The 12,029-nt window shown below is 41.7% G+C and carries 7 protein-coding genes; 6 read left to right on the forward strand and 1 reads right to left on the reverse strand.

Features of this window, described 5'->3' with window-relative positions:
• Window positions 1-184: 184 nt before the first annotated feature.
• Entirely contained in the window at window positions 185-1,915 is a 1,731-nt protein-coding gene (locus tag AB6T38_RS18515) for an ATP-binding protein (RefSeq protein WP_372548712.1), read from the reverse strand.
• 321 nt (window positions 1,916-2,236) lie between these two features.
• Between AB6T38_RS18515 and phoB the strand changes: the two genes are divergently transcribed.
• From phoB to AB6T38_RS18545, 6 genes are all read left to right on the forward strand, one after another.
• Complete coding sequence (phoB, locus tag AB6T38_RS18520; protein WP_348489124.1) at window positions 2,237-2,926, forward strand: phosphate regulon transcriptional regulator PhoB; 690 nt, start codon at window positions 2,237-2,239, stop codon at window positions 2,924-2,926.
• 53 nt (window positions 2,927-2,979) lie between these two features.
• On the forward strand, window positions 2,980-4,326 hold the full coding sequence (gene phoR, locus AB6T38_RS18525) for a phosphate regulon sensor histidine kinase PhoR (RefSeq protein WP_372548713.1): 1,347 nt from the start codon (window positions 2,980-2,982) through the stop codon (window positions 4,324-4,326).
• Window positions 4,326-5,282, forward strand: a complete 957-nt coding sequence (locus tag AB6T38_RS18530; protein ID WP_372548732.1) for a PstS family phosphate ABC transporter substrate-binding protein — start codon at window positions 4,326-4,328, stop codon at window positions 5,280-5,282. Before phoR ends, AB6T38_RS18530 begins: the two co-directional genes overlap by 1 nt.
• A 36-nt stretch (window positions 5,283-5,318) precedes the next feature.
• The gene (locus AB6T38_RS18535) at window positions 5,319-6,155 is read left to right on the forward strand and encodes a prolyl hydroxylase family protein (protein WP_372548714.1); all 837 of its coding nucleotides are present in this window, start codon (window positions 5,319-5,321) and stop codon (window positions 6,153-6,155) included.
• Window positions 6,156-6,425: 270 nt separating this feature from the next.
• Complete coding sequence (locus AB6T38_RS18540; protein ID WP_372548715.1) at window positions 6,426-9,224, forward strand: hypothetical protein; 2,799 nt, start codon at window positions 6,426-6,428, stop codon at window positions 9,222-9,224.
• A gap of 151 nt (window positions 9,225-9,375) precedes the next feature.
• Entirely contained in the window at window positions 9,376-12,027 is a 2,652-nt protein-coding gene (locus AB6T38_RS18545) for a TonB-dependent receptor domain-containing protein (RefSeq protein ID WP_372548716.1), read from the forward strand.
• Window positions 12,028-12,029: the final 2 nt, after the last annotated feature.

Consider the following 12,029-nt stretch of genomic DNA (forward strand, 5'->3'; position numbering starts at 1 on the left):
ATGCATTATTTAGCTGAAGGTAAATACAATGAAAGGGCCGAAGATTAACATGTTTATGGCGGATTCGTCTTGTACAATAAACGTTTATCTAACAGCGTATTGGGTTCATTATTCGGAAGTGCTAGTGGATACTCGAGATTTTTCTATCATCATCTATAACTTAGCACTGAGAAGTTTGGGATACTTATGATGATTGTAAAGGGAATCTAATTTCATAACTCAAGCCTTCACCTACAACACTATGCGCTGTGATTTTTCCATCTAAGGTTTGCGTCACCAAGTTGTACATAATGTGCGTGCCTAAGCCACTGCCGCCTTTGCCACGTTTGGTTGTATAGAAAGCATCAAAATGTCGATCTAAGTTTTCTTCAGATAAGCCTTTTCCATCATCAGCATATTTAACCACGACTTCGTCATTCTGTTGACTAACATCTATGGTTATTTTGCCGTTTTCTTTATCATCTAAGCCATGAATTAAAGAGTTCATAATCATGTTAGTAAAAATTTGAGCGATGGCTCCTGGAGCACATTTTACAATTAACTTTTCAGGGCAATTGACACTTATTGAGTGTGACGTTTTCTTGAAATTTGGCGCTAATGATTGGATGACTTCATGAATATAGAGTTTAAGATCAATATCACGAACCGCCTCACTAGTTTGATCAACGGCTACCTGCTTGAAACTCGAAATGAGATCGGAAGCGCGGTTTAAGTTACCCATTAATAACTCTGTTGTTTGATTCGCTTCGGATAAAAAGGTGCTCATTGTTTTGCCGGTCAAGGTTTTATCCTCGTATGCCGTTTGCAGGTTTTTGATACGCTCCTGCAAAAAGCTTGCAGCGGTGACACCCACACCTATAGGTGTATTAACATCATGAGCGATACCTGCAACTAAACCACCAAGTGATGCCATACGCTCAGATTCAATTAACTGATCTTTGGCAAGCTTCACCGTTTCCATAGAGTCTGCCAATTCGGTATTACGTTTACGCAATTCGTCTTCGATATACTGACGGTTTTCGTTTTCCTGACGTAACTCTCGTTGGTTAATAATTAATTCATCTTTCTGCTGCTCTAAGTCCAACATTATTTTACTCAGGGAAGCCGTTTTTTTAGCAACTTCCTGCTCTAGCATAATATTTTGGTCATCGAGTCTACGGTTTGCGTCGGTGAGGTCGTTTCGGGTGGCTCTAAGCTTTTGTTTATAGTCAATTAAGTCATCGATTAATTCATTATATGATACTTGTAACAGCTTTAACTCATTGTCGTCTTCTATGTGCAAATGCAGTTTGGAGGATTCTGGTCGATTAACATCAAATTCGCTAATTTGTTGGGTCAACTCCTCGAGAGGATCGGTTAACATTTGTCGAAAAGCGTTTAAAAATAGAAAAACTAAAAATGCGGTTTTTATGATCGCATTCCCAATTAAGAAAAACACCCCGACTTCAATACGACCAAATATTATACTTGCGCTAGAATATAAAGTGACATCGCCTACGTGTGAGGTACGTCCAGAGAACTCGAATATAAGTGGGAAAGAATAGCCAAAAGTACCGCCTGGGTGATCAAGCATAATCCCTGAGGTAATCATTTCTGCTGGTAACTTAGAGGTGCGCCCCGTGTTGGCAATAAATGCCCCATTTTCGTCACGAATTTGCACGCCTTCAACTATGGGCAGCGCCATTAATCCATTTGCCAAATCGTCAGCTTGGATATAATTAAGTTCCCATATTGCCCGCGTTAAACTTACGCTAAAGGTATTTTTAAGAGTTTGCAGTTCGCTTTGAATATGATTTTTGGCATTTAAATATTCAGTTAAAATTTGCCCGACTGTGACGACTAATGTCAGTACGAAGTAAACAGACAACACGCGTGTCAACAACTTTTTGGACAAACCCGTTTTGACTTTTGCCATTCACGAACCTTTAAAAACCAGTAATTATATCGATGAAGAAGGTAAAGAATATGCGTAAAACGTTCAATTAACAAGAAGCGCTGAATAATAGTTTCCCCTAAAGGACGGATTTTTAATTAAAAATGACCCTTTGTTATCTCGGTCAAAGGTTTACCCACAAAGGTGAATAAAGTTTAAGGGCTAAAAATAGTGATAAATTAGGCTTCTAAAGGCATTCTTTTCCTTAACATGACTGAAATTTGACATTTATATGATAAGTTTAATAAAAGTGTCACAACCTAAACTAATAATGGCGCCTTTATTATGAGCAGGAAAAAAGTAATGGCCAGAAAAATTTTGCTGGTAGAGGACGAAGCGCCTATCAGAGAAATGCTGGATTTTGTGTTAGAACAGTCCGGTTTTGAAACGCAGCAAGCAGAAGATTATCAAGTTGCATTGGATTTAGTTAAAGAACCTTATCCTGACTTGATTTTACTTGATTGGATGTTGCCTGGTGGCAGTGGAGTCCAGCTAGCTAAAAAGTTAAAACAACACGAGTTTACCCGTGACATTCCAATTATCATGTTAACCGCTCGTGGTGAAGAGGAAGATAAAGTACGTGGCCTCGACTCAGGTGCCGATGATTACATTACTAAACCATTTTCACCCAAAGAACTGGTTGCTCGTATTAAAGCGGTGATGCGCAGAGTAACTCCTACCTCAGCTGAAGAACCTATTGCCATCAATGGCTTAGTGCTAGATCCGGTTTCACATCGAGTAACGGCTGAAGATGAGCCTTTAGATATGGGCCCAACTGAATTTAAACTATTGCACTTTTTCATGACACACGTTGAAAGAGTATATAGTCGAGAACAGTTGTTAGATAATGTTTGGGGGACTAATGTTTATGTGGAAGACCGAACGGTTGATGTTCACATACGCAGATTGCGTAAGGCGATTTCTAAATATTCTCATGATGACATGATTCAAACTGTTCGCGGTGCTGGTTATCGCTTTTCTGCCAAAGTGTAATCTTAAAACGTAAAACGGTTGAATAAAACGTTCAACAAAGGATCCATTGATACATGTATTATCCATTTTCTTGGTTAAAAAATTTACTCAGAATTGGTGGGTTTTACGTCATCGTGATTTTAATCGGCCTGTACTTTGATGCATTGGCTATTGCTATCGCATTTGCTTCAACTTGGTTATTAGGCTTTTATTCGTGGCACATGTACCGATTTAATCGGTGGATTTGGCACAGTAAAAAAATGACACCCCCAAAAGTGCCAGGCTTTTGGGAACATGTTTATGAAGGGGTTTATTACATTCAGCGTCGTAATAGGCGTAAACGTAAAGAACTCACTCGCATGGTCAAACGATTTCGTGAAGGTTCAGAAGCCTTACCTGATGCCACTGTGGTGGTAGATTCAAATGCATGTATAGTTTGGTGCAACCGACTAGCGCGAATTGAGTTGGGATTACGGTGGCCTCAAGATTCAGGACGCCGAGTTGACAATTTAATCCGCCATCCCAACTTTATTGAATACTTTCATAGTGGTAAATATGATTATCCGGTGGAGGTGCCATCGCCTTCTAATGTTCAAAAAATATTTGAATACCGTATTATGCCTTACGGTGAAAAGCACTTGTTGTTGATAGCCCGCGATGTAACACGATTGACTCAGCTTGAGCAAATGCGCAAAGATTTTGTAGCCAATGTGTCCCACGAATTACGCACGCCTTTAACCGTTTTGAATGGTTATTTAGAGATGCTGCCAAATACTGATAACGTTCCCCCTGCGTTTTTGAATAAAGCCTTTAGAGAAATGCGCTCACAATCGGAAAGAATGCAAAACTTAGTGGAAGAGTTGTTGGTTTTATCAAGAATTGAAGCTAGTTCAGAGCGAGTATTTGAAAAGCCTGTTAATGTGCCGCAGATGCTAGCGGCTATTCAAGTTGAAGCTGAAACATTGAACAAAGACAAAGGCCATGAAATTACTTTTGATATAGCGCCTTCTCTTAAGGTTTATGGTATCGAAACTGAGCTGCGTAGTGCTTTCTCAAACCTGATTTTCAATGCGATCCATTACACACCTTCTCCGGGTAAAATTGATGTTATCTGGCAGGAACAGGATGGTCATGGGCATTTCTCAGTAAAAGATAATGGAGACGGGATCCCAGAGAAACACCTTAATCGACTCACGGAGCGATTTTATCGTGTAGATAAAGCCCGCTCACGCAAAACCGGAGGTTCAGGTTTAGGGTTATCTATTGTGAAACATGTGCTAACACATCATAATTCAAAATTAGAAATAACCAGTGAGGTGGGTGTTGGAAGTGAGTTTTCTTTTTCTTTTTCAAGTGAACTGTCAGTACAGAATCCCTCTGCCGACACTTCGGCTGCTGATAAAGTGGAACAATTACTTTGATTAAGCCATTGAAGGCAATTGGTTTGGTTTGGTTTTGTGTGCTGTTTTCTGCATTGTCTTCTGGCCAAGAAGCGCAAACATATCAAAAGAAACCCGGTGTAGCCGGTTCTATTAGCTCTGTTGGTTCAGATACCATGGCTAACCTGATGACAATCTGGGCTGTTGAGTTTAAGCAGTTATATCCTCAGGTAAAGTTTCAAATTCAGGCATCAGGTTCTTCCACTGCTCCTCCGGCCATTACCGAAGGAACGTCAAATATTGGCCCTATGAGCCGTGAGATGCATACCAGCGAGTTACGTTATTTTAGTGGTCAGCATGGCTATCAGCCTCTTGCTATTAAAGTGGCCATCGATGCCATCGCGTTATTTGTGGAAGTGAATAATCCCGTTTCAAATTTAACGATTAAACAGATCGACAGCATCTTTGCGGCAACACGTTTCTGTGGGGCTCGGCAAGAAACGCGTTATTGGAATCAGCTTGGTGTAACAGGTAGTTATGGCAGTCGGAAAATTCAGGTTTTCGGGCGTAATTCCGTGTCAGGCACTTATGGATTATTTAAGCAATTAGCCTTATGTGATGGTGACTTCAAAGCTACGGTAAATGAACTTCCAGGCTCTGCTTCGGTTATTCAGTCGGTCGCTTTCTCCAATGGTGCAATTGGTTACGCCGGTTATGGACAAAAAACCGCTGCGGTTAAAGCGTTAGCCATTGCCGATTACACTGGTAAGTTTGTGCCTGCAACAACAAAAACCATAAGTAGTGGTGAGTATCCTTTATCACGGTTTTTATATTTGGTGGTGAATAAACCACCAAATGAAAAGTTACCCTTGTTAGAGGAAGAGTTTTTACGCTTTGTGTTGTCTAAAAAAGGACAACAAGCTGTGCAGCAAGATGGCTATGTTAGTATTTCCAGCGACGTTATAAAACAGCAACTTAAGATATTAACGTCAAATTAAGTGTTATCGTAAAATCATTCAACAAAGGTTAGTTAGATGTCGTCTTTACCGCAAACTTGGAAGTCTTGGGTTTTGCAAAATTTATTGCAAGGGACAGATAGTATTGAAATTTTAAAGATCCTTTTGCAGAACGGGTTCACCTTTGAGGCGGCTAAAAATGCCCTTGGTAACAATTTACCCGAGGGCACCGGCTGTAATAAAGATGAAGCCTTTTTTGCCAAAGTCTCTCAACCTAAATTGTTGGAAAATCTGGATCAGTTTGATGCTAAGGTGATTGATGATCCTCGCGTACAGATGATACAAATTAATCACTTTTTATCGCAACAAGAATGCCAAGCCTTAATTTCGCTGACTAAAACTAAGTTGAGGCCCTCTGAGATCCCAGCAAGGGAAGGGGATGCTTATGAAAAGTTTAGAACCTCCTCGACTTGCGATTTGCCCTTCACTAACGATCCCCTAGCTAAACAAGTCGACCAGAAGATTATTGATACTTTGGGGTTAGGGTTTGGTGAAAAAGAAGTCATTCAAGCGCAGCATTACGCCGTTGGCCAAGAGTTCAAAGCTCATTGCGACTACTTTGTGCCAGGAACTAACGACTTTAAACTCTACAGTAAAAACGGTGGACAGCGCACTTGGACCTTCATGGTGTATCTAAATGAAGATTGCGAGGGCGGAGAAACCGAGTTTATTAAACTGGGTCGCAAGTTTAAGCCCACTCAAGGCATGGCGCTGGTTTGGAATAATCTACTTCCCAATGGTTCTATCAATACCAACACCCTACATCATGCCCACCCCATTATCTCTGGTGAAAAAGTGGTTATCACTAAGTGGTTTAGAGAAGATGTTTTTGTGACAAAAGATAAAAAAAGCTAAACATTTTGACTCAACCTCAAGCTTCATAGGGCCTCCCTCTTGCCTTTATTTGCCCAAACTATTACCGCCCTCAAAATATTTGGGTAGATTTCCTACACGATTCATAGATTTACGATCCCACCTGCAATTATGAAACTTTTGTGACAGTTTTGTAATGTAACAAAACTGTCATTGAGCTTGGGTACTCTTCTCGCGATTTTAAAACTTTCGTTATCAAGTCATTAATAGAAAGAACTTGAAACTATTTAACACTCGCATTTGGAGAGCTCGATGGAAATCAAAAACATCTTTAAAGTAAGCGCTATAGCAACTGCTTTGGTACTTGCTGGTTGTGGTGGTGACATTAATATTAGCGAAGGCGATATTGATAACAGTTCTACCGTTAACAATCCCCCGACTACTACACCTACACCAACGCCGACTCCAACTGACGATGCACCAGGCGAGGTTGATTCTACATTAAGTACAGAAATCTCAACTGCCTTGGGTGAAACCATTGAAGTACGCACACTATCTGGTCGTTTAACTGATGACGACGAAGATAGCAGCGGAAAAATCACGCTAACAAACGATATTGTATGGGCACTAGATGGTGCGGTTTTTGTCGGTTCTGATAACGAAGACAGCACAGTATTAGAAATTGAAGAAGGTACAATTATCTTCGGAAGCACTGGTAGCGATTATTTAGTGATTAGCCGAGGTTCACAAATCGAAGCCATGGGTACTTCAACTGATCCAATTATTATGACTTCTTATAACGATGTGATTGGTGATGAGATTGGTGCCGGGCAATGGGGTGGTCTTGTTCTACTGGGTAACGCTCCGTCTAACAAATGTCCAGCAGATGCCGATTGCGCACTTCAAGTTGAAGGTGTAGAAGAAGGTGCAGTATTTGGTGGTGACGACGAAGACGACAACTCAGGTATTTTGAATTACTTAGTGGTTAAGTACGCAGGTTTCGAAATTTCTCCAGATAACGAATTAAATGGTATTACTTTTGGTGGCGTAGGTTCCGCAACTGAAGTGGATTATATCCAAGTACACGCCAATGCCGATGATGGTGTTGAGTTCTTCGGTGGTAACGTGACGGCTAAGCACCTTGTATTAACCTCTAACCAAGATGACAGCGTAGATTGGGATAACGGTTTCCAAGGTAAGCTACAGTACGTTTACATTGAACAAGACAGCGCCAATGGCGATGCTAACCGTGGTATCGAAGCTGATAATGACGGTTCTACTCCTGACAACGACCCTCAATCGAATCCAACTATTGCTAACCTAACTATTATCGGCAATGACTTTGACGGAGAAGATGATTCTGAAGGTGTTTATCTTCGTGAAGGTACAGGTGCACAAATATATAACATGGTTATCACTGGTACAGACGGTATGGGTGAATGTTTGGAAGTGGAAGGTGTGTTAGAAAGCCAAACTAACCTTTCTGACGGAACTATCACCATTGAAAATTCGGTTATGGCTTGTACCAATGGTGAGAATTTCAAAGATGGTTCATTACCAGATGGCGCTTCTCATACCATCGTTGACCTAGAAGCTTGGTTCTTAGAAGAGTCTCGCAATAACCGTGTATCTGAGTCTGTTATGTTGAATGCCGACGGTACGCCTATGACCGGCTCTTTATTGCTTGAAGGTGCTGCTGACGTTTCTGAAATTGATGGTTTCTTTGACGCCACTACTTTTGTCGGTGCGGTAACCTCTGATGACGATTGGCGCCAAGGTTGGGCATTCGGATTTGGCGGTGGAACCGTTAAAGTGACACAAACTGCTTCAGGTTGCCCTGCTGGCACAACCACTATTGCAGCTGCTGATGGCGTGACTAACACCTGTGAACTATCAGGTCGTATTACTTCTGATTTGACCCTTACCGAAGGTAACTTGTACGCCTTGTCTGGTGCCGTGTTTGTTGGTGATGACAACGAAGATAGCGCAACCTTGACAATTGATGCTGGTGTGACTGTTTTCGGTGCCTCTGGTAATGATTATTTAGTTGTTAGCCGAGGCTCAAAAATTGATGCTCAAGGTACAGCGACTGACCCTGTAACTCTTACCTCTTCAGCTGCTGTTCTTGGTGGCCTGGAAGCGGGTGAAGCGGGTCAATGGGGTGGTTTAGTTATCCTAGGTAACGCTCCTTCTAACAAATGTCCTGCTGATGCAGACTGTTCTCTTCAAGTGGAAGGTGTACAAGAAGGTGCCGTATTCGGTGGCACAGATTCAACGGATAACTCAGGCACACTTCGCTACGTTCGTGTTATGCACGGTGGTTTCGAAGTTGCACCTGATAATGAGTTGAATGGTGTTACTTTCGGTGGTGTTGGTTCAGGTACCACGGTTGAGTATTTACAAGTTCACAAAAATGCTGATGACGGTGTTGAGTTCTTCGGTGGAAGCGTTGACGTTAAATACTTAGTGTTAACTGATATCCAAGATGACAGTGTGGATTGGGATAACGGCTTTGTAGGTCGTATGCAATATGTCTTAGTACGCCAAGCACAAGATAACTCTGATGCGAACCGTGCAATCGAAGCTGACAATGACGGTTCAGTGCCAGATAACGAGCCACAATCTAACCCAACTATCGCTAACATGACGATTATTGGTAACGATTTCGACGGTGAAGATGATGCTGAAGGTATCTACTTACGTGAAGGTACTGGCGCACAACTATCTAACGTTATCATTACTGGTTCTGCTGGTATGGGCGAATGTTTCGAAGTTGAAGGTGTACTTGAAAGCCAAACTAACCTAGGCGATGGCACTATCACTTTCACTAACTCAGTTATTGCTTGTGAAAATGATGAGAACTTCAAAGATGGTGCGTTACCAGATGGTGCGACTCACACAATCGTAGATTTAGAAGATTGGTTCTTAAACAATCAGGCTGATAACTCTGTAGGGGCTAACCAAGCTGCTGTTCTAGACGGAATATTCAGTATCTCTGAAGTAACACCAAAAGACTTCAGCGGTGATACTTTCTTCGATAACGCTGACTTTGTTGGTGCTGTTGATGAAGATGCTGATTGGACTTCAGGCTGGACTGTCGGTCTAGAATAGGGTTCTTTATTAACTCGTTTTTAGATTTGATATGCGCTTTTTTGGCAACGAAAAAGCGCTTTTACGATTAAGATAAATGACACAATGTATACGGCAGCAACGTCATTTTAAATGCATTTAGCTGCCAGTTTGTACGACAATGAGGTTAATAATGAATACGCCTTTTAACAGGTTTCCTCTCAAGCCAGTTTCTTTAGCAATTTTGGTTGCGGTAACTTTGCCAAGTGCACCGTTATTCGCGCAAAGTGCTTCTGAAGAAGATGTAATTGAGGAAGTCGTTGCTACCGGTACTCGCCTAAAAGGTACAGCGTCAGCTGTATTACAGGAACGTAAAAACCAAGCTTTCGTAGCAGATATTCTCGGCGCTGATCAAATATCTAGAACCGGTGATGGTGATGCTGCAGCGGCACTGCGCCGTGTAACCGGCCTAACGTTAGTGGATGGGAAATTCATCTATGTCCGTGGTCTAGGGGAACGTTACTCTAGTACTCAATTAAACGGCGCATCGGTTCCAAGTCCGGATCCCACCCGTTCTGTTATTCCTCTGGATTTATTTCCGTCGGATATTATTGAAAGTTTGTCAGTGCAAAAGTCCTTTTCACCATCAATGCCAGCGGCGTTTGGTGGGGGAAATGTTGATATTCGCTTAAAGTCTATTCCCACTGATTTCGTGTTTAATATGACAGGAAAATTTGGCACCAACACGGATAACTTTGATGATGCCTATCAATATAATGGCGGAAGTAACGATTGGATGGGTGAAGATGACGGCACTCGTGCAGCGCCAGCGTCCATTGTTGCCCTTTGGGATAACAAACAGTTTTTAGATAATATCAGTACCACTGAAGCTCGCGATTTGTTGAAAGAGTTAAACACCGATTATGATCCCATGTTACAAAGTGTTGATCCGGATTATGGATTTAATTTATCTCTAGGTAACAGTTTTGATATAGATCAGGATTGGCGCGTGGGCTTTTTAGTCACCGCTGGTTATGACAATACCTGGAATGTCAGCGAGCAGTTTATTGGTGAGCAAGCCCAACGTAGTGGGGACGTTATTTCCTTCCCTCGCTATTTTGATGAAGTGGATGTAACCGAGCACAATGTGCGTTTTTCGGGAATGGCTAACTTCGGCATTGATTATAACCGAAACCATCGCATTGATTTTTCAACGGTGGCGTTAAACGACACTAATGATGCTATCAGTGAAAAAGTGGGTAATACCAATAACATTCAATTGAGTGATGGTCAGCGAGTTCGAGATTTTGAAGTTGTTTACGAAGAACGTCAAATGTGGACAAACCAAATCCGTGGTCAGCACACTTTCACTAACCTGAACTTTTTAGGTTTTGATTGGCAGTATACTAAAAGTCGCTCAAGCCGTTACGCGCCAGGCACCATGGAAACTCGTTTTATCCTAACCGATGATAACGAAGACGGTATCTTTGATAAAACAACGGAAAGTTCGTTAACCAATGCAACTACTGCTGCCCGTTATCAATTCCAACGTCTTGATGACCGAGTTGAAAACTTAAGTTGGAATCTTAATTATCCTTATGCCATTGACCGTTTTGATATGGAATTTAAAGTGGGTGGGGATTTTGTGTCTAAATCGAGAACCGCGGAAAACCGTCGTTTCGATATCAACACCCGTGGATTTTCTGACAGTTCAGTATTAGCTGGTGGTATTTTTAACGATATCCTTAGCGATGAGAATTTGGATGGGGCAGAGTTGTCTTCTGTTCCATTGTTATCAGATACAACCATTGCTGGTGATGACTATGTGGCAGCCCAAAAGGTTGATGCGTATTATTTTGAAGCGGATATTTTCTTCGACAATACTTGGCGTATTAGTGGTGGTGTGCGCTGGGAAGATTACCGTCAAGCGGTAGTGCCATTTGATCCTAAAACCAATCAAATTGATTTGTCAGATGAAGATGACCGTTCACAACTAGCCTTCCAAGAAAGTGATTTCTATCCAGCGCTAGCAGTGACTTATATTATGAGTGAAAAAGTGCAATTTAGAGCAAGTTATGGGGAAACTGTTGTTCGCCCCGATACTCGTGAATTGGCTTCATCCACTTACATTGATCCTCTAACTGATTTCCCAATTGGTGGTACTCCTGGTTTGCGTACTACGCAAATCAAAAACTACGATTTCCGCTGGGAGTGGTATCTAGATCAGGGCGACAACTTGTCTGTGGCGCTTTTCTATAAAGATATGGACAGTCCAATTGAATCGGTGCAATCACCCGCTCAAGATGGTCCGCCGTTAGTACGTATTGCTAATGCTGAAACCGGTGAGTTGTATGGTGTGGAATTTGAATTCTTGAAAGGACTTGGTTTCATCGGTGATGGTGTTTGGGATAACTTGTTTTTATCTGGAAACCTGACCTTAAGTGATTCTGAAATTCAACTAGACGGTCAGAATGTGGTTGAACAAACAGGGGTTTCTACCTCAGTTACCAACTTAACTCGCCGCTTAACCGGTCACTCTGAGTATGTGGTGAATACCCAGCTTGGTTTTGATTCGGATAACGGTGAACATTCAGCGTCATTGGTTTACAACGTATTTGGTGAGCGTATTTTGATCCCAGGTATTGATGGATTCGATGACAGCTACGAGCAACCGTTCCACTCTTTGGATGTGGTTTATACCTATTATCCAAACTTCAATACCACAGTGAAGTTTCGAGTGCAGAACATGCTGAACCAACAAAAAGACATTGAATTTGAAGATACGTTATTACGGTCTGAAACTAGAGGCACAAGCATAAACTTGTCGCTAAAATACGAATTCTAAGT

The sequence above is a fragment of the Aliiglaciecola sp. SL4 genome, from assembly GCF_041538045.1.
Taxonomy (GTDB): domain Bacteria; phylum Pseudomonadota; class Gammaproteobacteria; order Enterobacterales; family Alteromonadaceae; genus Aliiglaciecola.

Excerpts from the sequence above, each read along its gene's own strand:
- AB6T38_RS18535 (WP_372548714.1), top strand. The coding sequence starts at position 5,319 with ATGTCGTCTTTACCGCAAACTTGGAAGTCTTGGGTTTTGCAAAATTTA.
- phoB (WP_348489124.1), top strand. The coding sequence starts at position 2,237 with ATGGCCAGAAAAATTTTGCTGGTAGAGGACGAAGCGCCTATCAGAGAA.
- phoR (WP_372548713.1), top strand. The coding sequence starts at position 2,980 with ATGTATTATCCATTTTCTTGGTTAAAAAATTTACTCAGAATTGGTGGG.
- AB6T38_RS18515 (WP_372548712.1), bottom strand. The coding sequence starts at position 1,915 with ATGGCAAAAGTCAAAACGGGTTTGTCCAAAAAGTTGTTGACACGCGTG.
- AB6T38_RS18545 (WP_372548716.1), top strand. The coding sequence starts at position 9,376 with ATGAATACGCCTTTTAACAGGTTTCCTCTCAAGCCAGTTTCTTTAGCA.
- AB6T38_RS18540 (WP_372548715.1), top strand. The coding sequence starts at position 6,426 with ATGGAAATCAAAAACATCTTTAAAGTAAGCGCTATAGCAACTGCTTTG.